Source organism: Neobacillus sp. PS3-12 (assembly GCF_030915385.1).
In the GTDB taxonomy this organism is placed as follows: Bacteria; Bacillota; Bacilli; order Bacillales; family Cytobacillaceae; genus JAEVLT01.
The window spans coordinates 1,573,552-1,599,760 of record NZ_CP133268.1; the positions used below are offsets into that span (position 1 = coordinate 1,573,552).

The following is a 26,209-nucleotide window of genomic DNA, read 5'->3' on the forward strand; positions in this document are numbered from 1 at the left end:
TCTTTTCCTTCTGGCTTTACCATGCAACTGCTGTATCTAAGCGAAGTACTTCAGATAAGATATCGATCGCAGTTTGCAAATCTTCTGTATGTTCACCATTACGGCCATTTAATGGCTGTGAGCTTGGAACTTCAGGTGCGGCCAATTGAAGGGATTGGAATACCGATTCTAATTGTTCCTTCCAACGGCCGATAAGAACGCTTTCACTTTCAATCAAGCCTAGCTCTGTTATTTTGTCAGCTTCTTTACCTAGTGAAAAAACATCAGCAAAGTCATTTGTAACTTTTTCAATAGCTGCTTGCATTCTTTGTTTGGCTTCATCCGTAGAGTTTAATAGCTGAACAAACCATGTTTTCCAGTGTAATAAATGATAGTATAGTTCGGTGTTCACTTTGACTACCGCTTCTGCTAATGGCTGATAGGAACTATTTTTTAAAGAATCGATCTTTACTTTCTTTGCTGATGTATAGAAGTAGTTACGAACTACTGTGAAGGCCCAGTCATAATGTGGAACTTCCATATGAGTACCATCGTTATTTTGTTTCACTACATCCATGTAGTAGCCTTCCCCATTTGGTCTCTCAACTAAAATACTATTCTTTCTTTCTACTGCTGGACGTAAATGAGCTAAATGGTCGGCATTTCCTAATCCAAGTTTTTCTAAAAGCTGATAATACATGGTTGCATGCCCCATGCTATCCTGTGTGATGGAAGAATACGCGATATCTTCTTCAATATGTGGTGCAAGTCCTAACCATTCAGATCCCCTGTATGAGAAAAGAAAGTCATCGTCTGCTAATTGAAATAATAGATTGATTGCTGCTTCTTTAAATTCCTTCGTTAATGCGATGTTTGTTTCACTCATTTCTTAACGCCTCCCGCCCATGATAGGATTTCTTTTTCGTCAAACATGATTTGCTCATAATGACGCCATTTTTTCTTAAGGTAACCATATCCTTTAGTCGTGCGGTAATCCTTATTATCTAACCGTTTCAAAATGGCTTTTTCTTCTGTACTTAATCCTCTAATATGTTCACGATTTACAATCCATATATCTGCAACTGGTTCACGGCGCATAAAGTTCTCTTGTGCCATGATCAGTGCCATGTCAGCATTCGGCGCTAACAAACTAAATTGATGTTGGAATGGTGAGCTTGGTGTACGTCTGCTGAATACTTCAAATTCCTGATAAAAAGTTTTCTCTTGACTCATTTTTCTTCCCCCTTCATTAACCCTTGACTGCGCTTAATGCATTGCGCACCCATGCATTATAGTCGTACGATGTTTTCCGTAAATTCAATCTTGCTTGAGAACGAGGTCCTTGGTTCTTCATAATCAGTTTCAATTTACTCCAATCAGGTTCCTGATAAACCCAAAGCTGCTGCTCCTCGTCAAAATGAAGGGTTGGGTCAGGAATTGTTAAGCCTAGGGAAAGTATGCGTGGAATATATTTTGTGAGGTAGGCTTGTCTAAGTTCTTCATTTGAACTGGAACGAATTTTATATTTGATGGTTACATCTTGTTTACTTGTACCAGTGGTAGAGCTCTTGGCAGGGCCAAAGAATGTAAGAAGTGATTCCCACCATCTGTTTAATGCATCCTGAACCATTGCTTTTTGTTCTGCTGTACCTTCAGCAAGCGCCATGATGATCGCTTCACCATGTTGAGCATGGAAAACTTCTTCTGCACAAATTCTTTGTAATGCTCGGCTGTATGGACCATATGAAGCGCTTAGCATATTTGTTTGGGTAATGATGGCTGCTCCATCAACGAGCCAGCCAATAATTCCTGCATCTGCCCATGATCTTGTTTCCATATGGAATACATTATGAAACTTTAAATCTCCATTAAATAAATCAATCATTAGGTCGCCGCGATTTTTTCCATATGGTTTCAATAAATCTTCTGCAACCCTTAGAAGTAATTGTCCATGGCCCATTTCATCCTGTACTTTAGCCATAATGCCTAATTTACGATAAAGGGATGGAGCTTTAGGAACCCATTCTTTTTCTGGCAGTGCACCCATGATCTCACTGATTCCATGCATGGAAATTAATTTGATAAGGGTCAAGCGATATTCTTCCGGCATCCAGTCATCGGGTTCAATTTTATCTCCCGCTTCAATCTTTGCAATAAATTCTTCTAAATGTTGTTGCTCGGTTAACTCTCTTTCAAGAATGCTCATTAATTTACCACCTCTCCAATTTATATAACGTGTTTATAACGTTATTATATTTTATTGTTATATTTAATGCAACAATTTTCTGTAAATTTTTAATTTTAAAATTTCATCTTATGTAATACACTACGCTCACCTAACTTTAAATATACATTAGGCAAGCGTAGTAACAGCATTTAATAACCATTATCTGTTATAAAGGTGATTTTACGTTATACTTAAACAGTAGCTGCTTCGTTCTTCCTTTTATCTACGATCCGAATCGCTTTTCCTTCGGAACGTGGCAAACTCTTTGGTTTATTAAAGATAACATCCATCGTTACTAAGCAAGCTGATTTCATTTGGTGCTGGATATTTCTCTTTAGCTTTGCAACCTTTTCGTGTTTTAAGTCCTCACCAATTTCTTGATATAAGCTATTTTCAACTTCAACGTGTAATTCAACACTGTCAAGACTTCCATGCTTAACCAAATGAATTTGATAATTAGGAATAAGTCCTTCAATTTGCAATAGTACACGTTCAATTTCAGAAGGGAACACATTTACACCGCGGACAATAATCATATCGTCTGTTCGGCCAAGTAATCGGGACATGCGTGTCGTTGTTCTGCCGCAAGTACATTTATCTTTTGTAATCGAAGCAATATCTCCTGTACGATAGCGAATGACTGGAAACGCTTCCTTTGTTAAGCTTGTGAAAACAAGCTCACCAACTTGTCCATCTTCAACAGGTTCTAATGTTTTCGGATCAAGAACTTCCACAAAGAAATGATCGTCTGCGATGTGCAGACCATCTTGTGCTTCGTGACATTCAATCGCAACCCCTGGTCCCATTACTTCACTTAAGCCGTAAATATCGACCGCTTTAATATTAAGCTTCTTCTCAAGTGTTGCCCTCATTTCTTCTGACCATGGTTCTGCACCAAAAATTCCGTATTCAACGCTTGTTTCTCTCGGGTCCAATCCGAGTTCTTCCATTTTCTCAACGATATTTAGAATATAAGAAGGCGTTCCGCAAATTCCTCTTGGTTTAAAGTCTTCAATTACTGTTATTTGTCTCTCAGTATTACCACCTGAGATTGGCACACATGCAGCACCAAGTTCTTCAGCACCATGGTGGAGACCTAATCCACCAGTAAATAATCCATAACCATACGCATTATGAAAAACATCAGACTTCCTACCACCCGCTGTTACAATTGCCCTTGCAACAATTGATGCCCAATTTTTTAAATCATTTTTGGTATAACCAACAACAGTAGGTTTACCGCTGGTTCCAGATGAACCGTGAATTCGATTGACTTCCTCCAAAGGCACAGCAAATAAACCATATGGATATTGATCCCGTAAATCTTTCTTCTTTGTAAAAGGAAGCTTTGTAATATCCTCTAACGACTTAATATCCTCTGGTGTAATGCCTAGTTCATCAAACTTATCCTTATAAAATGGGACATTTTCATACACTCGTTTAACAGTCTGTTGCAGGCGATTTAATTGCAGCGCTTCCATTTCACTTCGACTTGCAGTTTCAATTTCCGGATTGTACATCAATAAGATCCTCCTCAATAATTTTTAATCTCTTACATAACACCTGTTTTGCATAACGTTTATATCACGACTTATTCATTGCTGTAATATGAATTAGAATAATATCATATTTGCACTGTGTCAATAGTTTTGTCAGAAAATTTTAACAATAACATGATTATATTAGCTGAAAACACTGCTAATTTCAACGATAAACAATTCTAAATAAAATAAATTTTCTAAATTTTTATTTACACCAATTTCAAGATGTGATAATTTTTTAATCATGAAATATATCAAAAAAATTATTCAGCGTTTTTCTAACGTACTATAAAAAATATTGATGATAATCAAATTTAGGAGGATCTTATGTCAGTAAAGGTAAGTGACCAAACTACACATGAAATGTATTATGATAAAATTTTTCAAACGATGGAAAATGAACCCTATGCCCGTATGCTGGGGATCAAATTAATCGAACTTGGTCCTGGGAGTGCCATTGCAGAAATGGTTCCAAATGAAAATATGGTTAACGCCCATGGAACTGTTCATGGAGGAATTATTTTTTCATTAGCTGACTATGTTTTTGCTGCTGCCAGCAACTCTTACGGCAGAACTGCAGTTGGTGTCAATAATAATGTAAATTTTATGTCGGCCGGAAAAGTTGGTCAAACCCTGACAGCAACGGCTAAAGAAATAAAGAAGACCAATCGCCTCGCATGGTTTAGCATCCACGTATATAGCTCTGAGGAATTAATCGCAACAATGGAAGCAATGGTGTATCGTATGAATCAGCATTTTGTGGGATCAGAGGAAAGTTAAGAAAAGGATTGGAGAACACAGCCCACATGTTTTAAAGACAAGTGGGCCGTTTTTGGAAAATTGTTTTTAAAAAGCACTATTTTACAGAGTTTAGGGTTAGCGATTCATTTCGATACAGAATTTCATTCTGCTTTACATCATATAAACCCTTGGGAACTAAGCGAAGCCCTGGCAGAAAGTCGCAGGTTAAGAACAATAATGTATATAGAATATCATGGAATGGAAAACCTCGCTCTTGTACGATAGACAACAACTGATCATAATACATCACTGCTGTTGAAAACGAAGGGTCTGTTGTCATCATACCAGCTAACTGTAAAGGAATTTCGAGGATAATTTCGCTGCCATCTACGATGACAATCCCTCCGCCTAAGTCATGAACCCTCGCTGCCGCTTTGGCCATTGCTTCAGGATTTTTACCAATAACAAGTAATTCAGATGTTGTGTTGTATGTAGAAGCCATTCCATCAAGATTAACCGCAAATCGCTCTAAGATCCCTCTTGTTATCCATTTACCATTTCGGTCAAACAACGCTGCTTGCAAAAGACCGTTATCTCCGCTAAGATCTGCGTAACCATTGACTGAAGTTAAAAATATATCTTTCCTCTCTGTAATGACATTGCTTTTAAAATAAATAGCAGGAACATTTCCACCCTGATGAGGATAGCGATATAAATCTGCATTTTCCAAAACGGATTTGGAAAACCCAAAGGGTTCACGGTTAACATATTGATTCCAATCAATTTCAGGCATATTAATCGTTAATTTTCCATCTTCTGCTATTATTTCTCCATTGGCAATCACCATCTCCGGCCGAAAAGAAACAAGGTCAGGCAGCAAAAGAATATCTGCCTTTCTGCCCGGAGCAAGACCGCCAATATAATCATCCTGCTTTAAGTAGGTAGCTGCATTAATCGTTACCATCTGGATGGCATTCATCACGGGTACTCCAAGCTCAACTGCTTGTCTAACCAAGCCATCAACAAAACCTTCTTTTTCGATAAAAGCTGGATTAGGACCATCCGTTGTCATAATGATTCTGCTAGTGCTTACATTACCTTCCGTGATTAATGGAATAAGCTCCTGCAAATCTGGTCTTAGTGAGCTATTGCGAAGGGTTGTCCACATTCCTAATCTTAGCCGGTCAAAAGCTTCTTTAAGAGTAATCGCTTCATGGCAGGCACTGACGCCCGAGGCAACAACAGCATTTAACTTATCATAGGAACAGCCGGCTGTATGACCATCTACAACCTTACCCAATTTCTTGATATAATCGATTATTTCAAGTAAATATGGGTCCCCATTGTATAATAATGGCCAACGAGTTATTTCCGCTGAGCCTAAAACAGCATCAAGAGCAAGCAGTTCCTTTACCTCGTTGTCATTAAATAATTCATTTTCCCCCTGATACTCTGCTTGAGAAACTAGGCGGGCCAGCCAAAAAAAGTTGCCTGGCAACTGTTCTAAGTCCTTAACCAGCCTTTTAAAGCCGTTTGCTCCCATATGAAGATGAAAAAATAAATTATCATTCACTGTTGTAGTAGTACCAAGGGGTAATATCTTGGAGGTCATACTTACAGGATTGTAGACAATCCAGGGATGTGAATGGGCTTCAATAAACCCGGGGGATAGATACTTTCCTGTTGCATCAATGACGGTTGTATGTTCACCAATCGCTCGGTCACTCCCACCCACATAGGCAATACAGTCTTTATAGACCGCAACATTCTGCTTTAAAAATTCTCCGGAATAAACATTTATTACGGTACCATTCTTTATAAATAAATCTGCAGGCCGATTTCCTTTGGCAACTTCGATTAGGTCGCTTCTTTTTGCTTTCAATTTCAATCCAATTCCTCCCATCATTAATTCTATTACAAGCTTATATGGGTTTTCTTTTACGAGTCAATTAATTTTTTGAATATTTCGCATTATAACTTACTACCGAATTAATAGTAAAAAAACTAAATTATGATAAACTAAACTGAACAAATTTTTCCCAAGGAGCATAGATCATGACAACAAATACTAGATTCATCGGGTTTGTGGGAACATACACTAAAGGGGAAAGTAAAGGAATTTACGCTTTTACATTAGACACACAAGAAAAGCAAATAACCTCGATTAGGTCAGCAGCAGAATTAGACAATCCTACATATCTTAATATCAGCAATGATAGCCGTTTCCTTTTTTCAGTTGTAAAGGAAGGAGCTTCAGGTGGTATTGCAACATTTGCTGTTAATAGCCAGACAGGGGAACTTACACCGCTCAACACACAATTATTAGAGGGTTCCTCTCCTTGCCATGTAAGTGTGGACAATCAAACAAAGATTGCTTTTAGTGCCAATTACCATAAAGGGGAAGTGGTATCCTATCTTGTAAACAACGGAACATTGACTAAACCCATATCTATTATTAAGCATGAAGGTTCAGGACCTGATCCCCGACAAGAAAAAGCACATACCCATTTTGCCGAATTGACACCGGACGAAAAGTATCTTGCGGTTTGCGAATTAGGATCAGACCTGCTTATTACCTATCAAGTAGATGAAAGTGGAAAATTGAAAGAAGTAACATGTTTAACAGTAAAGCCTGGTAGTGGTCCAAGACATCTTACCTTCCATCCAAACGAGCGATTCGCCTATATTATGACCGAGTTTAGTTCCGAGGTTATTGCTTTGAGGTATCATGCAGAAAGTGGCAGTTTTGAGGAAATCCAAACCATTTCAACAATACCTGAGAATTTTAAAGAAAATAATCAAGGCAGTGCGATTCATATTTCTTCTGACGGCCGTTTTGTTTATGCAGCCAACCGAGGTCATAATAGTATTGCAATATTTGGGGTTGATAATGATACTGGAAAGCTGGAATTAATCGAGCGTGTTTCAACAGAAGGAGATTGGCCGAGGGATTTCAGTTTAGATCCAAGCGAAAAATTCCTGGTAGCTTCTAATCAAAACTCCAGTAATCTTGTGTTATATTCACGAAATACCGAAACAGGAAAACTTACCCTCCTGCAGTCTGATGTAAAAGTTCCAGACCCTGTTTGTGTTAAATTCCTGCAAGTATAAAAGGGGACGTGCACTTTAACTGCACGCCCCTTTTTTGTTTGAAACCCTTTTATTAATAAGCTCCACGAATATTAGCATGAACTTCGTTTACATAAAATTCTTGAAGTCTTGTTAACTCTTCAGCGATAAATCCAGGTACATCTAGGGCACCGAGATTATCCTCTACTTGTTTTACATTTTTAAATCCTGGAATCACACATGAAATGGCTTCATGCTCAAGAATCCATTTTAAGGCCGCTCGCGTCATGCTTTCTCTGCCATCCGCAATCCAGCTTAATTTCCCACTCAACTCGACCCCTTTAGCAAACTCTAGACCGGCAAACGTTTCACCAACATTAAACTCCTGACCATCTCGATTAAAATTTCGGTGGTCACTTTTTTCAAACTTTGTGTCTGAAGTAAACTTACCTGTTAACAAGCCGCTCGCCAAAGGCACACGCGCTAAGATCCCAACTCCTTTTTCTTTTGCAACAGGAAATAGTTCTTTTATCGGTTTTTGGCGGAAAATATTAAAAATAACTTGAAGCGCTCTTACATTTGGATTTTGCATCGCAATTAATCCTTCTTCAACTGTTTCAACACTTACACCGTAGTAGCGGATCTTCCCTTCCTGTTGAAGCTTATCCAGTACCTCAAAGACGCTGCCATCCTTAATAATTTCAAGGGGAGGACAGTGAATTTGATAAAGATCGATTCTTTCCCTTTCCAGTCTCTTTAAGCTGTTTTCACAAAAAGCTCTTACCGTTTTTTCAGAATAGGTCTCTGGATCAAAAATATCAGCGGCACGACAGAATTTTGTTGCAATATGGATTTGATCTTCTTTTCCTTTTGTCACTTTTGCTAACAGCTGCTCGCTGTGACCATCACCATACACATCTGCGGTATCAAAAAAATTCACGCCAGCCTCCATTGCTCGTTCCAATGCACGCAGTGATTCCTTATCATCAGTTTTTCCCCAGCTGCCGCCAATCCCCCACGTGCCAAAACTAACTTCACTAATCTTTAAATCGGTGTTTCCAAGATTGCGATAATTCATTCCAAAGATCCTCCTCTAGACACGGTTAATTGATCATTCGTTGCCTTTGTTGTTTGTAAAAACCTGCTGTAACATAGCCGATTTTCCATTAAAATCATTATAAAATGGGGAAGAAACTAAGTAAACATACACCTTTCACTTAAAAACGGGATATTTTATTCGACAAAGCCCAATCCGCATTGAAGGGATTGGGCTTGTATTGATAATAAAATCACAAAAACTTATCAATCATAGTAATTAATTCACCAATTTCCGGCTTGCTGACTTGGGCATCTGCACCTACTGTTTCGCCCTTATGGCGGAGGTCGTCTGTAATCAGTGATGAAAAAATAATGACTGGTAGCTGTGAGAGAACAGGATGCTGTTTGATTTGTTTGGTTAAATGCAGCCCGTCCATTACCGGCATTTCAATATCTGTAATAACAAGATGTACAACCTCACTAATGACTTTGTTTTCACTGACCGCATGCTGTAAGTAATCCAAAGCATCCTTGCCGTTTTCAAAGAAATCAATGAACTGAAAGTCGGCTTCCATTAATGTATCGGATAACAGTTTCCGTAACATAGCTGAATCCTCAGCAACAACAATCCGATATTTTGAGCGGTCTTTTCTTTGCACATGTTTTAAGCGATCATTGTTAATTCCTGTTGCTGGATTGATATCTACTAAAATCTTTTCAAAATCTAGAAGGAGTGTCATCCCCTCCTGTTTCCGGACTACACCGATGATTTGATTCTCAGTGTTTTGATATAAATTTGTCGGCTTCTCGATTTGCTCCCAAGAAATACGATTAATTTTATCAACACCATGGACATGAAAAACGACCTTTTGTTTATTAAATTCAGTAACAATGAATTTATCCTGTGAAGGTTGATTGGAATCGGGAAACCCTAACACTTTTGCCATATTAATGACAGGAAGGATTTCACCCCTGATCTCCATAATCCCTTCGATATTTGGATGGGTATGTGGAATAAATACAACCAGCACTGGATTGATAATTTCCCTTACTTTAATTACATTGATTCCAAATCTGTTATTAGCAACATTAAATTCAACAATTTCAAGCTCATTTGTACCGCTTTCAAGCAAAACCCCTTTTTCGGCCATCGTGGCGACCCCCTGCACTTTTTAATAAACAAAAAAGTTTAATATTTGTATCCATCAATCTTTATTTCGGTTATTTTTCTATCTTTTTTAATATTCAATGCAAATTCCTTAAATTTCAAGAAAACCCACTTAAATGATTGGATTAATATTCGAAAAATATTTGACATAATTATATCATTGTAGTAATTTTAAAGAAAAGTTAAATAATACTTTCTTATCAAGAGAGGTTGAGGGAACGGCCCGATGACACCTCAGCAACCTTCAATGGATTTTTCATTGAAAAGGTGCTAATTCCTGCAAGTTTTTTAAAACTTGGGAGATAAGAAGAATGACTATGTGATCGATGCAAACAAAAGTCTTCTTCTTAGCGGGAAGACTTTTTTTAATACCATAATACTGTATAACGTTACTACACCACATTAAGGAGATGTCATCATGGTTAAAATTGACACAAAATTGGCTCAAATCGGAAATCGAAGTGAAACAGCAACAGGAACTGTAAATCCACCTGTTTATTTTTCAACTGCCTATCGTCATGCTGGAATTGGCCAATCAACCGGCTTTGATTATGTTCGTACTGGAAATCCCACTCGTCAAATCCTAGAACAGGCTATCGCAGATTTAGAGGGCGGCGATCGAGGATTTGCCTGCAGCTCAGGAATGGCTGCTATTTTTACCGTTCTTTCATTATTCCAATCTGGCGATGAATTAATCGTATGTGAAGATCTATACGGCGGTACATACCGATTATTAGAACAAGGCTACAAGAAATGGGGATTAAACGCCAAGTATGTAAATACATGTAATGTGGAAGAAATCGAAAAACACATTACTCAAAACACCAAGGCTATCTTTCTTGAAACACCAACTAACCCGTTAATGCAGGAAACAGATATTGCTGCAGTTTCTGAAATCGCAAAAAAACATAACATTCTCTTGATCGTAGATAACACGTTCTACACTCCTCTCTTACAGCAGCCGATTCAAGAAGGAGCAGATATTGTGATCCATAGTGCAACAAAATACCTTGGAGGCCATAATGATGTTCTTGCAGGACTGATCGTTGCAAAAGGAAAAGAACTATGTGATGCCTTGTTCCTTTACCATAATGGCGCCGGCGGGGTTCTTAGTCCATTTGACTCATGGCTCGTCATACGCGGAATGAAGACATTATCGCTAAGAATGCAACAACATGAAAGAAATGCGAAAGTAATCGTCGAGTATCTATCCAAACATGAAGATGTAACAGATGTTCTTTACCCTGGGAGAGGCGGGATGATTTCATTCCGTGTCAAAGACGAAACATGGATTAATCCATTTTTACAAGGGCTGTCACTTATCTCTTTTGCTGAAAGCCTTGGCGGTGTTGAGAGCTTAATTACTTATCCAGCTACACAAACACATGCCGATATTCCCGAGGAAATCAGAACTGCTGCTGGTGTAGATAATCGATTGTTACGTTTTTCAGTCGGTATCGAAGATGCAGAAGACCTAATTGCTGATCTGGAGAAAGCTTTTATCAATATTAAAGAAAGGGTGAATGCGTAATGAGTCACGAAGAATATAGTTTTGAAACGAAATTACTGCACAATCGTCATAAATTTGATAAAGCTACTGGAGCAGTAAGTGTACCTATTCAACATGCATCAACTTTTCACCAATCTGATATCGATCAGTTTGGGAAATTTGATTACAGCCGCAGTTTAAATCCAACAAGGGAAGCCCTTGAAGAAATCATTGCCGAACTAGAAGGAGGCACAAGAGGTTTTGCCTTTGCATCAGGAATGGCTGCCATTTCAACAGCATTTCTGCTGCTTTCAGCTGGAGAACATGTGGTAATTACTGAAGATGTTTATGGCGGAACATTCCGCCTGGTTACCCAAGTGCTTACCCGCCTTGGGATTGAACATACTTTTGTCGATATGACTAATTTGGATGAAGTAAAAGCAGCAATCAAACCAAATACAAAACTATTTTATGTAGAAACACCGTCCAACCCAACTCTAAAGGTTACGGATATCAAAGCAATTAGTGAAATTGCAAAAGAAGTGGGGGCACTTACTTTTGTTGATAATACATTTTTAACTCCAGCACTGCAAAGACCTCTAGAATTGGGGGCTGACATTGTCCTTCACAGTGCGACTAAATTTTTGGCAGGACACAGTGATGTTCTAGCAGGGCTTGCAGTTGTAAAAGATGAAGAATTAGCAAAACGGCTTTACTTCCTACAAAATTCCTTTGGCGCCGTTTTAGGTGTTCAAGACGCTTGGCTCGTTATGAGAGGAATTAAAACGCTGAATGTGCGCTTGGAAAAATCACAAAGTTCAGCTCTCAAAATTGCCGAATTTTTAAATTCACACCCATTGGTCAATAACGTCTATTATCCGGCCTAAAAAGCCACCCGCAGTATCAAATTCAAAAGGAGCAGGCTGATGGCGCAGGTGCTGTCCTTTCTTTTGAATTAAAAGATGAGGAAACTCTTCGTTTATTTGTGTCACAAGTAAAAATCCCTGTTTTTGCGGTTAGTCTGGGGGCAGTGGAATCAATTTTATCCTATCCAAAGACGATGTCACATGCTGCAATGCCACAGGAAGAAAGAGAACAACGCGGCATCACAAACAGCCTGTTAAGACTGTCCGTTGGATTAGAAAATCCTGATGATCTTATTAAGGATTTTTCCGAGGCGCTTAAGTTTGTAGAGTCTAAACAATTAGTTTAGGAGAATGAAGATGAACTTTTTACAAAGGTTAGAAAAGCAAATTTTAATCGGCGATGGAGCCATGGGCACCCTTCTCTATTCCTTCGGCAAGGATAGCTGTTTTGAGGAACTGAATATATCACATCCTGAGCAAATTCAAAGTATTCACAAAGCCTACATTGATGCAGGAGCAGATGTGATCCAGACAAACACCTATGCAGCAAACTATCTGAAGCTTCAAAGATATGGATTAGAAGATTCAGTGAAAGAGATTAATAGTGCGGCTGTAAAAAATGCGAAATTAGCTGCTGGAAACAAGGCATTTGTACTTGGAACGATAGGCGGCAATAGAGGAATTAAACCAAATTCTGTCCCAATTGAAGAAATCAAACGCAGTTTCCGCGAACAATTGTATTGCTTGCTTTTAGAAAAAGTCGATGGAATTTTGCTAGAAACCTATTATGACCTAGGCGAACTCGAAACCGTCTTGACAATTGCCCGAAAGGAAACAAAACTGCCAATTGTAGCACAAATATCCCTTTCGGAAATTGGTATCTTACAAGACCAAACACCAATCAATGAGGCCTTGAGGCGCCTTGAGGGAATTGGAGCGGATGTTGTCGGCTTAAACTGCCGGCTTGGTCCGCACCATATGTTAAAGAGTCTTGAACAGGTAGAATTGCCAAAACATGCCTTTCTTTCGGCTTTTCCAAATGCCAGTCTCCCTGCTTATACAGATGGTAAATTCCATTATGAGGGTGACGCTGAATACTTTCGAAAAGCAGCGCAGGAATTCCGCGACCAAGGTGTTCGTTTATTAGGCGGCTGCTGCGGAACAACGCCAGAGCATATTAAAGCATTTGCATCGGAGCTAAAAAATGCAGTTCCGATCACGGAAAAGATTGTAAAAATAGCTCCAGAGAAAATTGTAGTTGAAGTTTCAACAGTAAAAAGAGAATTTCCTCGTCTGGAGGAAGAAGTCATGCAAGGGCCATCTGTGATTGTTGAATTAGATCCGCCGCGCAAACTGGATACAGCCAAATTTTTTGAGGGAGCAAAAGCGCTCAAGGAAGCAGGGATTGACGCCATCACACTTGCAGATAATTCACTTGCTTCCGTCAGAATTTCCAATGAATCACTTGGTTATCTTGTTAAATCAAAATTTGGGATGAGGCCATTAATTCATATTGCCTGTCGGGACCGCAATATCATTGGCTTACAATCTCATTTAATGGGGCTTCATACATTGGGACTGCATGATGTTCTTGCCATCACTGGTGACCCAGCTCGGGTTGGGGATTTTCCTGGTGCTTCATCGGTTTACGATGTCTCTTCATTTGAATTGATTCAAATGATCAAGCAGTTAAATGAAGGTTTATCATTTTCAGGAAAAGACCTTGGTCAAAAAACTGACTTTAGTATCGCTGCGGCATTTAATCCCAATGTTCGTACACTTGATAAAGCCGTCAAACGGTTAGAAAAGAAAATCGAATATGGTGCTGATTATTTCATTACCCAGCCGGTCTTTTCAGAAGAAAAATTAATTGAAGTTTCTGAACATACAAAAGGGCTGAAAGCACCTATTTATATTGGTTTGATGCCATTACTAAGCCATAAAAATGCCGAGTTCCTTCATAATGAAGTACCTGGTATCAAAATTTCTGAGACAATTCGCGAGCGAATGACTAGATTTAAAGAAGATCCAATCAAAGCAGGCCGAGAAGGAATCGAGATTACTAAATCGTTAATTGATACTGCCCTTGATCTGTTTAATGGTATTTATTTAATCACACCATTTTTACGTTATGAGTTAACGGCTGAGTTAGCCAAATATACGCGTGAGCGTGCAATTAAATTAGGGAGGATTAACGACCATGCCGAAAGTACCTTTAAGTGAACAGTTAAAAAAACGCATCCTGGTAATGGACGGTGCTATGGGTACCATGCTGCAACAAGCCAACCTTACTGCCAGTGACTTTGGCGGCGAACAATATGAAGGCTGTAATGAAAACCTTAATTTAACCGCTCCTTCTGTGATTGCAACCATTCATCAACAATACTTGCAAGCTGGTGCCGATATCATCGAAACAAATACATTTGGCGGTACAAATATTGTTCTTGATGAATATGGACTAGGGGTTAAAGCTTATGAGATTAATAAGGTCGGTGCTCAAATTGCCGTACAGGTAGCGCAATACCTATCAACTGATGAGTGGCCGCGTTATGTTGCAGGCTCAATGGGACCAACCACAAAAACATTGAGTGTCACAGGCGGAGTAAGTTTTGATCTGCTGGCTGCAGCCTATGAAGAGCAAGCCATTGGTTTAATCGATGGCGGTGTCGACCTCTTGTTACTTGAAACAAGTCAGGATATGTTGAATGTTAAGGCTGGGTTTGTAGGAATTCAAAAAGCCTTTGAAAAAACTGGCAAAACCTTGCCATTAATGATATCGGGTACGATTGAACCAATGGGAACGACTCTTGCAGGTCAATCAATCGAAAGTTTTTATATTTCTGTTGAGCATATGCATCCAATTGCTGTTGGCTTAAACTGCGCAACAGGTCCGGAATTTATGCAAGACCATATCCGCTCACTTTCAGGTATGGCCTCCACCTCCGTGATCTGTTACCCAAATGCCGGTCTTCCTGATGAAGAAGGACATTACCACGAAACACCTGATAGTCTTGCGAAAAAGCTTGCCGATTTTGCTGAGCATGGCTGGCTAAACATTGTTGGCGGATGCTGCGGCACAACCCGGAACATATTAGGGCTCTTTCTCAAGCTGTGAAAACCTTCCAGCCCCGGGAAGCAAAGACAAGCACTGTTCATATGGTTTCCGGGATTGAACCATTTATCTATGACGACCCGACATTACGGCCGATCATGGTTGGCGAGCGTACTAACGTGATTGGATCACGAAAATTTAAGAGATTAATAACCGAAGGGAAATTTGAGGAAGCATCGGAAGTTGCCAGAGCCCAAGTGAAAGGCGGCGCCCATGTTATCGACATCTGCTTAGCTGACCCGGATCGTGAAGAACTTGTTGATATGGAAAATTTCATTAAAGAAGTAGTTAAAAAAGTCAAGGTTCCTTTGGTTATTGACTCAACGGATGAGAAAGTGATTGAAGCTGCCCTGAAATACTCACAAGGGAAAGGGATTATTAATTCCATTAATCTTGAGGATGGCGAGGATCGTTTCAAGGCAATTGTACCGCTGATTCATCGCTACGGTGCCGCGGTTGTTGTCGGGACGATTGATGAAATAGGAATGGGTGTTACCGCTGAGCGGAAATTAGAAATCGCCAAACGTTCTTGTGAGTTGCTCGTTCATCAATATGGCCTCACCTCACAGGATCTTATCTTTGATCCATTGGTATTCCCGGTAGGTACTGGGGATGAGCAGTATATTGGCTCTGCTAAGGCAACTGTCGATGGCATCCGACTGATTAAAGAGGCCTTGCCTGAAGTGCAGACCATCCTTGGCATCAGTAATGTTTCATTTGGCCTGCCGCCAGTTGGCCGCGAAATTTTAAATTCTGTCTTTTTATACCATTGCACCCTGGCAGGACTTGATTACGCAATCGTTAACACGGAAAAGCTGGAACGCTTTGCTTCCATTTCAAAAGAAGAAGTCGCTTTAGCAGAGGACCTCTTGTTTAATACAACAGACGAAACATTAGCAACCTTTACCGAGTTTTACCGCGGGAAAAAGAAAGAAGCTAAAACTACGACTCTTGATATGAGCTTAGAAGAAAGACTTGCCTACTATGTTGTCGAAGGAACAAAAGAAGGTTTACTTCCAGATCTTGAAGTAGCACTTGGCATTTTCCCAGCACCATTGGATATCATTAATGGTCCATTGATGAACGGCATGAAAGAAGTCGGACGTCTTTTTAATGACAACCAGCTAATTGTTGCCGAAGTGCTGCAAAGTGCTGAAGTCATGAAGGCAGCAGTATCCTTTTTAGAGCCTTATATGGAAAAGGGAGATGTGTCAGCCTCTAAGGGGAAGGTTATTTTAGCAACGGTTAAAGGCGATGTCCATGATATCGGTAAAAACCTTGTGGATATTATTCTTAGCAATAACGGTTATAATGTCGTCGATCTCGGAATTAAAGTAGCACCAAATGACCTGATTCAAGCCATTCGCAAGGAAAAACCAGATATGATCGGCCTTTCAGGCTTATTGGTTAAATCCGCCCAGCAAATGGTGCTGACAGCTCAAGATATGAAAGCAGCTGGAATTTCATTGCCAATCCTTGTTGGCGGTGCTGCCCTTTCTCGGAAGTTTACGGAAACAAGGATTTCTAAGGAATACGATGGTCTCGTTCTTTACGCCAAAGATGCGATGAACGGGTTATCACTTGCAAATAATGTTCAATCGCCGGAGGAATATCAACAGCTCGTTGAGGAGAAGCAGGAGAAACTCGCTTCCTTAGAGTCTGCTGGGGATCGCGTAAACCATTCTTCGGTTACCACAGTGGTTAAACCAAAGATAACAGTTTCGACAGAGGTTCCAGTATTCGTTCCAAAGGATACAAAACGTCACGTTCTTAAAACATATTCTCTCTCCCATATTGAGCCATATATTAACATGCAAATGCTAATTGGACATCATCTGGGTGTTAAAGGAAAGATTTCTAAGTTACTTGCGGAAAAAGATGAAAAAGCAGTAAAAGTTAAAGAAATGGTAGATGAGCTTCTCCTGGAAGCAAGCCAAAACAATTGGATTACACCAAATGCCGTATATCAATTTTTCCGGCTCAATCAGAAGGTAATAAAATTTACATTTTTGATCCAGAGCAACAAGACAAAGTCATTGAAACATTTGATTTCCCACGCCAGGAATCAGAACCATATTTATGTTTAGCTGACTTTATTAAATCAGTCGGAAGCGGTGTGAAGGACTATGTTTGCTTCTTTGCGGTTACTGCGGGCAGAGGCATTCGTGAAAAGGCCGATCAGTTCAAGCATGAAGGCCGTTTCCTTGAAAGTCATGCTCTCCAAGCATTGGCACTTGAGTCAGCGGAAGGTTTTGCTGAATTAATTCACAGACAAATCCGCGATCGCTGGGGTTTCCCTGACCCGCTAGATTTTTCGATGCAGGATCGGTTTGCGTGTCATTATCAAGGACAGCGATTTTCATATGGATATCCTGCCTGCCCGGAAATTGAGGACCAAAAGAAATTGTTCGGATTAATTCAACCGGAGGATATTGGCATTCAATTAACGGATGGATTTATGATGGAACCAGAAGCCTCTGTTACAGCGATGGTCTTTGCCCATCCAGAAGCGCGCTATTTTAATGTTTTGAGATAATGAATTGTTAGGAGCCCGCTTGGAATTTAAATCCAAGTGGGCTTTTTAATTCATTGACAAATTTGTGACAATTCTATATAGTTACCTAGGTAACTAATTACATTTATAGAGAGGATCCCCTCCATGGAAAAACATGAATTATTCCATACCCTTCACCAACTTTCCCGCCAGCTTATGAACAAACTAAATGAAGAATTAAAAAAGTACGGTTTGTACCATGCACAATGGTCCGTTATTTATACCTTGAAAACCCAAGGTTCCTTAACACAAAAACAGCTTTGTGCATATTTATCTGTTGAAGCACCGCCACTTACAAGAACGATACAAAGACTAGTGAAACAAGACTATGTAAAACAAATTCAAGGAAAAGACCGACGTGAAAAACACATTGTCTTAACCGAAAAAGCTCTTACAGAATATCCAGCATGGGAAAAAGCAGTCCTGGATGTGAATCAAACTTTACTAGAGCCACTGCCAAATTCATCCCAACAAGAACTGTATAAACTTTTACATACATGGATAAAACAACTGCCTCAATGAAAGGAGTCCAACTATGAACAAACCAAAACTTTGGACAAAAGATTTTATTAGTGTTTCCTTAAGCAATTTTTTTCTTTTTAGTACCTTTTATTTCTTGCTCGTTACCTTACCCGTATTTTCAATCGATCATTTTCATACCAGCTCATCGGAAGCAGGTTTAATGACAACTGTATTTCTAGTCTCAGCAATTATTTCCCGTCCATTTGCAGGTCAATGGATTGAACATTCTGGTTTCAGAAATGTACTTATAGCAGCCATGCTTATATCTCTTTTATCATCCCTGCTTTATTTTTTCCCAAAAACCATTACTACTTTTTTAATTTTACGTTTTATACATGGGATTGGCTTTGGAATGGCTACAACTGCCGCCGGAGCAATCGTGGCCACCATCATCCCAGCATCACGGCGCGGAGAAGGAATGGGTTATTTTATTATGTCTACCAACTTAGCGATGGTTTTGGGCCCATTCATTGGCCTGACAGCCATTCAACAATGGGGAGCGAACACCCTGTTTATTATTAGTATCGTTGCAGCTGCTGGTGCTTTTGTTACTGGAATGATTGTCAAAGTTCCTAAAACTGTACAAAGACAAGCACAGAAAGCACAAAGCTTTTCCTTTAAAAATCTATTTGAGGCTTCTGCTGTACCGATTTCAATCGTTGGTGCTTTTTTTGCGATAATTTATTCATCCCTGCTTTCCTTCGTTTCTGTATATGCAAGCGAAATTCATTTAGGCAGTGTATCAAGTCTATTTTTTGTCGTCTATGCCATTATCCTTCTGGCTGCACGCCCTTTTACGGGAAGAGGGTTTGATCTATTTGGAGCAAACAAAATTGTGTTCCCTTCCATTGTTTTTTATGCCATTGGCATTCTTTTGTTAAGCCAAGCACATGGTGCAGGTAGCTTTTTAACATCGGCAGGATTAATTGGATTAGGCTGGGGATCCATCTTTCCGATTTTGCAAACGATAGCGATTCAGGATGCGCAGCCGCATCGGAAAGGTGTTGCTACCGCTACATTTCTTTCCATTTATGATACAGGAATGGGCCTTGGCTCCTTAATCGTAGGAATAATCGCTGCACACACTGGTTTCCGTTCGTTGTATTTGATCGGTTCCATTTATGTAGTGTTGGGGATCGTTCTCTATTACGCTCTATATGCTCGTCACCGGGTTTCCCCAAAAAAGCAGAGCACCAATCAGCAAACAAGTCTGGACAAAGTAGCACATTGAATTTTTTCTATAGATGCAGACATACTAAAAATGCCAGTAAAATTTTCCAATAGTTCAAGTTGGATTATTTTACATGCTAATATTAATTAAGTTATAATTCTTATATAAAAATAATTATAAATATAGGAGGAATTCAAAGATGTTTGATATTGTTGTAATTGGTGCTGGACCTGCTGGCGGAAGCGCAGCTGTATTTGCTGCTAAATCTGGTAAAAAAACATTAGTAATCGATAATGATAAGAGTGTAACAAAGCGTGCCTGGATGGAAAATCATTATGGTGTACTCGAAATTTCCGGACCAGACTTGATTGAAACAGGAAAAAAACAAGCCGCTAAATTTGGCGCAGAGTTTGTTACAGCAACTGTAACAAACCTTAGCAAAACAGATGCTGGTGTAAAAGTTGTAACCGATCAAGGTGAATATGAAGCAAAACATGTAATTCTTGCTACTGGCTTTGCTGTTGACCTTGCTGAGGCAGCAGGATTAAACACGAAACCAGGAACAGAGCCACGCGTGAAAACAATCATTGATGTTGATGCAAATGGTAAAACAAATATAGATGGAATTTGGGCTGCTGGTACTGTTGCAGGTGTAAGTGTACATACCATCGTAACAGCTGGCGACGGCGCAAAAGTTGCCATCAATGTAATTAGTGAACTTAATGGTGAGCGCTATGTTGACCATGACGTTTTAAAAGCTTAATAAATATACAAAAAGAAGTCGTTAGCTTTTTACCAACTAACGACTTCTTTTTGTATTTAAGAAAAAAACGATTAAAATCATTAATTAACAGTCTTTATGCCAAAAGTCATTTTTCATGCCTGTTTGGATAACAAATTGTTAAAATTCCACCTGTTTTTATGCACTTTATTGGCGGTTTCCCTTGATGAAATAGATTTTTCGCTTTTTGATTTTACATCAAAAAATAAGTACGATAAAAGAAAAAGGGGGATGCAGGCAATGAAAAAAGTAGTAAACCGAGAATGGTTCAGCACACGGGATAAAATAGGCGGAACATTAAAAACAGAATTGTGCAGCCATGATGATCATACATACACCGCAATCTCATTTTATTGGCAAGATGAAGCTGGAGACTGCTACGGTGTGGCAACTGGAACAGACCCTCAAAATATTGTGAAAAAATCTCGCAAGAAATTAAGAAAAGAATGGAAAGAAGAGCTGCAGTATAGAACAGAAAACCCTGCACCTGCCTGGTACGGTAAACTGATAATGGCAAATGGTGATATTAGCTACCATAAAGCAAAGGTTTGAATCCAATTAAAAAGGAGCGCACAAATAAAAAATGCGCTCCTTTTTTTATTTTCTGACTATTCCCCTTGATGGTGCGATTTATTTGGCAGTCTGCCGCCAGGATTTCCATCCCCCTGCCTTTTTCTATTTTTTTCATCCTTCTTTTGTTTTTCATGTAGCTTTTGGACAAATTCATGTGTGTTCTCCATATTGACCCCTCCAAAGAAATAGTAACAATCATTTTGTTACTATCTCCAATTCTGGCTGAGAACATGTACTGAGCTTATTCGATCTCAGTTTGGTAGGTTCCCTCATTTCCTGTTCATCGATTTGAATCGTCCGATTGATGAATTCAATAATGAGTGACAGTTCTTCCGCTTTATAATAGAATTAATTTTAGCTTGATTAAGGAGATCATTACAAAGTAAGAAAAAGATGCAAAGGAGCCTGATATGATAAAAAAAGATAGTAATTTAAAGCTAGTAGTAGCGGGTTTATTATTGGGCATTTTAATGTCAGCAATGGATAACACAATTGTGGCTACAGCAATGGGAACAATCGTCTCCGACCTTGGCGGTTTTGACAAATTCATTTGGGTCACATCTGCATATATGGTTGCGGTAATGGCTGGTATGCCGATCTTTGGGAAACTTTCCGATATGTATGGTCGTAAGCAATTTTTCATCTTTGGTTTAGTTGTCTTTTTGGTTGGATCTGCCTTATGCGGGATTGCCCAAAGTATTGTTCAATTAAGTATCTATCGTGCGATTCAGGGAATAGGAGGCGGTGCTCTGATGCCGATCGCCTTCACCATTGTTTTTGATATTTTCCCTCCAGAAAATCGCGGGAAAATGACTGGCTTACTTGGAGCCGTTTTTGGCGCCTCCAGCGTATTGGGACCTTTACTGGGTGCGTATATTACCGATTATATCAGCTGGCATTGGGTATTTTATGTGAATGTACCGATTGGAATCTTCTCACTCTTCCTGATTGGACGCTTTTATAAAGAATCCCTCCAGCATTCTAAGCAAAAGATTGACTGGATTGGAGCCATTACACTTGTTATCTCCGTCGTCAGCCTTATGTTTGCACTTGAACTTGGCGGCAAAGAATATGATTGGAACTCGATACAAATTATTAGCCTATTTGCCGGCTTTTTCATCTTTTTTGTTACCTTTTTCATTGCCGAATTAAAAGCAAAAGAACCAATTTTACCATTATGGCTCTTTAAAAAGCGATTATTCGCCACTTCTCAGTTTCTTGCATTTTTGTATGGTGCAACCTTCATTATTCTGACTGTCTTTATTCCGATTTTTGTACAAGCTGTATATGGCGGGACCGCTAAAAATGCTGGATTAATCTTAACACCGATGATGTTAGGGTCTGTTGCAGGTAGTTCGGTTGGCGGAATCTTCCTGACAAAAACATCATTTCGGAATCTAATGTTTATTTCAATTGTTTCCTATATTATTGGGATGGTTTGCTTAGGAACAATGACACCTGATACAGCACGTTACTTATTAACGATTTACATGATTCTGGTGGGATTCGGTGTTGGTTTTTCATTTTCATTGCTACCAACAGCGTCCATCCACAATCTCGAACCGCAGTTTCGCGGGTCAGCAAACTCAACCAATGCCTTCTTGCGTTCATTTGGTATGACTATAGGGGTAACGATTTTTGGAACAATCCAAAACAATTTGTTTACTGATAAGTTAAAAGATGCTTTTAAAGGAATGCAAGGTGGCGGTGGCACCTCCATGTTTAAAATGAATGACCCGAGGCAAATTTTTGAAGCGAGTGAGCGCTCCAAAATTCCAAGCTTCATTTTAAATAAAATTGTCCAGGCAATGTCCGACTCCATTACTCACACCTTTATATTAACCTTAATTCCAATTGCGATTGCGGCCATTACGATCTTCTTTATGGGAAAAGCAAAAGTAGAGGGAGTAAAAAAAGCGGCAAGCTAAAAGTTAAACCAGCTTGGTGAACCAAGCTGGTTTTTTATACGAATAATATGCGGTTTTTTCAAGTTAATGCTAATTGCAGGAAGTTCCCTTATTTGATTAATATTTTTCCATTGCTCTTACTATTTTTGACCATACTTTTTTCAAACTTATTCATATACATTAACTTATCTGCCTTTCGAACGATATTAATGATACTTTCTTGCTCAGATAGATAAGCTTGTCCAAAACTAACTGAAACGTCAAGTCCCTGCTGTTTCCAAAGCTTATTTTGTAACAAAAGCATTTTACTTACTTCGCTGTAAACATCGGCATACTCCTCAAGAGGTGCAGGGACAACTACAATGAATTCATCGCCGCCATAACGAAAGATCCTAAATTTCCTCGTCATGACAGTTTTGACATGGGTAACAAATTCCTTAAGAATCCCATCCCCAAATTCATGGCCGAATGTGTCATTCATCATTTTGAAGTTATCCAAATCCATCATAAAGATAATTCCTGATCAGACCGGTATCATTTTTATCCAATTGATTTTGATACGCTTCCCATGCCATTCTGTTTTCAGCACCTGTAAGCACATCTATATACACTTTTTCTTCAATGTCTTTTAGTTTTTTGAAATAGGTAAAAGCTTGATAGATTGATATAAGTAATAAAATGACGAGCAGTATACCAGGAACACTGTATACCCTAAAAATCAGAAACATTAAAATACCTAAAATATAAGCACAGAAATATCCCCAATTAAGGTCCTTCTTAATCAGAGCGATTTGTTTCAAAAAACTTCTTTGCTTGCGTTGTGACACAATGAAAGCTGCTACAAGGCGGTTGAAGCAAAAATGGACAAATAGGCAAACAGTAATGGCAAAGTAGGTAATAAGGTTAACAGAATACTCTACGTTTAATACTTCACGGGCAAATCCTGCAGCAAAGATTCCTATTGCCAAATGGCCAATTGTAAGGAAAAAGCGTTTAAAAAACCCTTTGCCTTTCCAAGCCACAAATATTGTTCCAGGTATAGCAACAAGAATAACAAGTTTATAATCGAAATATAAGAGAGAGAATAGGATAAAGGCCATTCCTGGACGCCAGTTAGCCCCACTTGGAAGGGTTACGGAAAATGGAGAAAAAAACAAATAAAACAGGGACAGAGCAATAAGATTAAAGATAAGCTTTTCATCATCGATCATAAATATCTCTCTTAAGCCAACACCAATTGAAAAGAGGCCCATTAAGCGAATAAATATAAATGAAAACTGTCCTTTTATTCTTTTCTCCATTATAATTAGCCCCTTAATTTTGTAAATCCCCTATTATTATGGGTATATATTCCTATTATACAGAAATTTTTTCCACTTCACCTGAAAACTTTTTACAAAAAATAGTATATTATTTACTTGAAGGAATTCTGCCTTTTTATTTTCCTCAAAAATATGTGCATAAAAAAAGAAGATGCCTTAAAACAAGGCTACTTCCTTGTTCAGACATCCTCCAATAATTATAACTTGATACCATTTCCTGCTTCAACAATGTGAAAAAGGAGATGGGCAAGATGGTGAATTGGCCCGTATTCCTCTTCTTCTTCCTCATTATCTGTTTCTTCATCATATCCCATGTCATTTAAATAAAGCGCAGTAAATTCATAGAAATCCTCTAAGCGGAAGGCATAACATCCGGTTGGTTCTTCATTGTCTTCTTCATATTGCAGAACAAGATAAGAAATGACACCATCAACATCAGCAGCATCAAAAAATACAAACAGACCAACATTGGTATCCAATTCAAATAGGTGCCTTGTTCCACCCTCTGTTGCTTTTTCAAAATCTTCATGGTTTAACTTTTGAACTTGCATGGAATCGACATTATCTTCCTGATGGAAACTAACTACAAATGATTGCATTTTCATTCCTCCTTAAAACCGTACTTTCTAAACACATATTTATAGGATACCCTATTGTTCAGTTTTTTTTCACGTTTTTCAAACTTTCTTATTTTCAATTGTGTTCGTCTTCTTTATCCTTCGGATCATTTTGATAATGTTCATTTAAGAAAGGATTTTCCGTCGTAGCAAAATTGACAGAGAGTAAGCTCATTTCTGGCTCCATCCCATAAAGTCCTTTATATAATTGGTCTGTCGTCTCACCGCTTTGAAACATCGGTCCTTTTTCTTCTCTCGTCATATTCATTACCCCTTTCGAAAAAAATCTTTTCTCTAGCTTTTGTGGAATTTTATTTTTTATTCTGATTCTGTCCATTTGCCAATGGATTCTACAGATACCTATGATAAAAAGTAAAGCCCGACCTCTTATCAAGATTTAACACAGGAATGTGAAATCTTGATAAGAGGACAGGCTTGTTTTGGAAGCTTCAAAAGTATTTCTTTTTCCAAAAGATAAAGGCAGTTAACGTAGTTAAAAATCCGGATATGACTAATGGTGCTATATATGAATGGTGGGCGTGCTGAAATGGGATATCGACGTTCATCCCATAGAAGCTTGCCACCATCGTCGGAAACGATAAGATAATCGTAATCGATGTTAAAAACTTCATCACAATGTTTAAGTTGTTCGAAATAATTGAGGCAAAAGCGTTCATCATCCCGCTTAAAATTGAACGGTAGGTTTCTGCCATTTCAATTGCCTGAGTTTTTTCAATAATAACGTCTTCTAATAAGTCCTTGTCCTCATCGTACATTTTCAAATAATTAAAGCGAAGGATTTTATCCAAAACCACTTTATTTGATTTTAGCGAGGTCGTAAAATAAACCAAACTTTTTTCTAAAGCTAAAAATGCGTATAATTCCTTATTTTTTAATGACTGATGAACTTCTCGTTCAATTTCATTTGTTTTCTTATTAATTTGTTTGAGATAACGTAAATAATAGGAAGAAATGACAAACAAAATTTGCAGGGCAAATCTTGTCTTTTTAAAAGTAAAAAATTCTTTGACTCGGTTTTTTCTAAAGTCCTCCATAATGGGCGAGTCTTTTAACGAAACAGTTATTAAGCAATCATCTGTCAGTACAATACCAATCGGGATGGTTTCGTAAATGGGAAAACCGGAATCATCATACGTAATATATGGATAGTCGACGATAATATATACTTGACCGTCTTCTCTTTCAATCCTTGGACGCTCTTCATCGTCCAAAGCATCTTTGATTAAGTCAACCGATATGTCTGCATCCTGCGCAACACGATTAATTTCTGCTTCTGTTGGGGCATACATATTTACCCAGCAGCCTTTCGAAATCACATCGACAGATTCTAACGCCTTCCCCTCATTGCTTTTATAAATCTCCAACATGCGTAAAACCTCCTCACTGTCTTACCGAGGAAGTCAGCTTACCTTATTCAGAGCTGATATTCTTGTAGAATCCAATTCATTCAATTGAAGGAAATTGACTTCCCCTCCCCTATTCGGGTCTGGGTCTATGGGAAAACTCAACAA

Annotated in this window: 22 protein-coding genes, 2 pseudogenes and 1 riboswitch; of the genes and pseudogenes, 11 read left to right on the forward strand and 13 right to left on the reverse strand. The window is 38.8% G+C overall.

The annotated features are described in order from the left end of the window. Positions 1–16: 16 nt before the first annotated feature. The 4 genes from paaC to RCG17_RS08145 form a co-directional block, all read right to left on the reverse strand. Complete coding sequence (paaC, locus tag RCG17_RS08130) at positions 17–865, reverse strand: 1,2-phenylacetyl-CoA epoxidase subunit PaaC (RefSeq protein ID WP_308174685.1); 849 nt, start codon at positions 863–865, stop codon at positions 17–19. Then, positions 862–1,212: a 1,2-phenylacetyl-CoA epoxidase subunit PaaB gene (gene paaB / locus RCG17_RS08135; RefSeq protein ID WP_308174686.1), complete on the reverse strand. Its 351-nt coding sequence runs from the start codon at positions 1,210–1,212 to the stop codon at positions 862–864. The genes paaC and paaB overlap by 4 nt, the downstream gene beginning before the upstream one ends. A 16-nt stretch (positions 1,213–1,228) precedes the next feature. Further along, positions 1,229–2,185 carry a 1,2-phenylacetyl-CoA epoxidase subunit PaaA gene (gene paaA / locus RCG17_RS08140; RefSeq protein ID WP_308174687.1) on the reverse strand — a complete coding sequence of 319 codons (957 nt, stop codon included), beginning with the start codon at positions 2,183–2,185 and terminating at the stop codon, positions 1,229–1,231. A 212-nt stretch (positions 2,186–2,397) separates the two neighbouring features. Beyond that, entirely contained in the window at positions 2,398–3,726 is a 1,329-nt protein-coding gene (locus RCG17_RS08145) for a phenylacetate--CoA ligase family protein (RefSeq protein ID WP_308174688.1), read from the reverse strand. Between the two features lie 348 nt (positions 3,727–4,074). On the opposite strand from RCG17_RS08145, the gene RCG17_RS08150 reads away from it, so the two are divergent. Next, the gene (locus tag RCG17_RS08150; RefSeq protein WP_308174689.1) at positions 4,075–4,527 is read left to right on the forward strand and encodes a PaaI family thioesterase; all 453 of its coding nucleotides are present in this window, start codon (positions 4,075–4,077) and stop codon (positions 4,525–4,527) included. A 76-nt stretch (positions 4,528–4,603) separates the two neighbouring features. Here the strand turns inward: RCG17_RS08150 and RCG17_RS08155 are convergent, their stop codons facing one another. Beyond that, on the reverse strand, positions 4,604–6,376 hold the full coding sequence (locus RCG17_RS08155) for an adenine deaminase C-terminal domain-containing protein (protein ID WP_308174690.1): 1,773 nt from the start codon (positions 6,374–6,376) through the stop codon (positions 4,604–4,606). 167 nt (positions 6,377–6,543) lie between these two features. Between RCG17_RS08155 and RCG17_RS08160 the strand changes: the two genes are divergently transcribed. Next, positions 6,544–7,599, forward strand: a complete 1,056-nt coding sequence (locus tag RCG17_RS08160; RefSeq protein WP_308174691.1) for a lactonase family protein — start codon at positions 6,544–6,546, stop codon at positions 7,597–7,599. Between the two features lie 52 nt (positions 7,600–7,651). Here RCG17_RS08160 and RCG17_RS08165 read toward each other — a convergent pair whose 3' ends face one another. Together RCG17_RS08165 and RCG17_RS08170 are read right to left on the reverse strand one after the other, a co-directional pair. Beyond that, positions 7,652–8,635 carry an aldo/keto reductase gene (locus RCG17_RS08165; protein WP_308174692.1) on the reverse strand — a complete coding sequence of 328 codons (984 nt, stop codon included), beginning with the start codon at positions 8,633–8,635 and terminating at the stop codon, positions 7,652–7,654. A gap of 211 nt (positions 8,636–8,846) precedes the next feature. Next, the gene (locus RCG17_RS08170) at positions 8,847–9,746 is read right to left on the reverse strand and encodes a chemotaxis protein (RefSeq protein ID WP_308174693.1); all 900 of its coding nucleotides are present in this window, start codon (positions 9,744–9,746) and stop codon (positions 8,847–8,849) included. A gap of 211 nt (positions 9,747–9,957) precedes the next feature. Further along, a riboswitch (SAM riboswitch) is annotated at positions 9,958–10,072 on the forward strand. Positions 10,073–10,181: 109 nt separating this feature from the next. Between RCG17_RS08170 and RCG17_RS08175 the strand changes: the two genes are divergently transcribed. From RCG17_RS08175 to RCG17_RS08210, 8 genes and pseudogenes are all read left to right on the forward strand, one after another. Next, positions 10,182–11,294, forward strand: a complete 1,113-nt coding sequence (locus RCG17_RS08175) for a methionine biosynthesis PLP-dependent protein (protein WP_308174694.1) — start codon at positions 10,182–10,184, stop codon at positions 11,292–11,294. Next, a pseudogene (metC, locus tag RCG17_RS08180) lies at positions 11,294–12,465 on the forward strand (cystathionine beta-lyase). Before RCG17_RS08175 ends, metC begins: the two are co-directional and overlap by 1 nt. Positions 12,466–12,475: 10 nt before the next feature. Next, positions 12,476–14,341, forward strand: a complete 1,866-nt coding sequence (locus RCG17_RS08185; protein ID WP_308174695.1) for a bifunctional homocysteine S-methyltransferase/methylenetetrahydrofolate reductase — start codon at positions 12,476–12,478, stop codon at positions 14,339–14,341. Then, positions 14,319–17,766, forward strand: a pseudogene (gene metH / locus RCG17_RS08190) (methionine synthase). The gene RCG17_RS08185 and the pseudogene metH overlap by 23 nt, the downstream one beginning before the upstream one ends. A gap of 123 nt (positions 17,767–17,889) precedes the next feature. Further along, positions 17,890–18,306 (forward strand): MarR family winged helix-turn-helix transcriptional regulator, encoded by a 417-nt coding sequence (locus RCG17_RS08195; RefSeq protein ID WP_308174696.1) that lies wholly within the window; start codon positions 17,890–17,892, stop codon positions 18,304–18,306. 13 nt (positions 18,307–18,319) lie between these two features. Beyond that, entirely contained in the window at positions 18,320–19,537 is a 1,218-nt protein-coding gene (locus tag RCG17_RS08200) for an MFS transporter (RefSeq protein ID WP_308174697.1), read from the forward strand. A gap of 139 nt (positions 19,538–19,676) precedes the next feature. Continuing rightward, positions 19,677–20,240, forward strand: a complete 564-nt coding sequence (locus tag RCG17_RS08205) for an FAD-dependent oxidoreductase (RefSeq protein ID WP_308174698.1) — start codon at positions 19,677–19,679, stop codon at positions 20,238–20,240. Between the two features lie 258 nt (positions 20,241–20,498). Then, positions 20,499–20,810, forward strand: coding sequence for a hypothetical protein (locus RCG17_RS08210; protein ID WP_308174699.1), 312 nt, complete (start codon positions 20,499–20,501; stop codon positions 20,808–20,810). 56 nt (positions 20,811–20,866) lie between these two features. On the opposite strand, the gene RCG17_RS08215 is transcribed toward RCG17_RS08210, so the two are convergent. Next, complete coding sequence (locus RCG17_RS08215; protein WP_308174700.1) at positions 20,867–20,998, reverse strand: DUF4023 domain-containing protein; 132 nt, start codon at positions 20,996–20,998, stop codon at positions 20,867–20,869. A 243-nt stretch (positions 20,999–21,241) separates the two neighbouring features. Here RCG17_RS08215 and RCG17_RS08220 point away from each other — a divergent pair, with 243 nt between their 5' ends. After that, complete coding sequence (locus tag RCG17_RS08220) at positions 21,242–22,759, forward strand: MDR family MFS transporter (RefSeq protein ID WP_308174701.1); 1,518 nt, start codon at positions 21,242–21,244, stop codon at positions 22,757–22,759. Positions 22,760–22,847: 88 nt separating this feature from the next. On the opposite strand, the gene RCG17_RS08225 is transcribed toward RCG17_RS08220, so the two are convergent. The 5 genes from RCG17_RS08225 to RCG17_RS08245 form a co-directional block, all read right to left on the reverse strand. Continuing rightward, positions 22,848–23,246, reverse strand: coding sequence for a GGDEF domain-containing protein (locus RCG17_RS08225; RefSeq protein WP_308174702.1), 399 nt, complete (start codon positions 23,244–23,246; stop codon positions 22,848–22,850). Then, positions 23,230–24,039, reverse strand: a complete 810-nt coding sequence (locus RCG17_RS08230) for a hypothetical protein (RefSeq protein WP_308174703.1) — start codon at positions 24,037–24,039, stop codon at positions 23,230–23,232. The genes RCG17_RS08225 and RCG17_RS08230 overlap by 17 nt, the downstream gene beginning before the upstream one ends. Before the next feature lie 218 nt (positions 24,040–24,257). Continuing rightward, positions 24,258–24,659 carry a cytosolic protein gene (locus tag RCG17_RS08235; RefSeq protein WP_308174704.1) on the reverse strand — a complete coding sequence of 134 codons (402 nt, stop codon included), beginning with the start codon at positions 24,657–24,659 and terminating at the stop codon, positions 24,258–24,260. Positions 24,660–24,753: 94 nt separating this feature from the next. Further along, a complete protein-coding gene (locus tag RCG17_RS08240; protein ID WP_308174705.1) occupies positions 24,754–24,939 on the reverse strand; it encodes a hypothetical protein in 186 nt (61 codons plus the stop codon). A 187-nt stretch (positions 24,940–25,126) separates the two neighbouring features. Continuing rightward, complete coding sequence (locus tag RCG17_RS08245; RefSeq protein WP_308174706.1) at positions 25,127–26,065, reverse strand: magnesium transporter CorA family protein; 939 nt, start codon at positions 26,063–26,065, stop codon at positions 25,127–25,129. Positions 26,066–26,209: the final 144 nt, after the last annotated feature.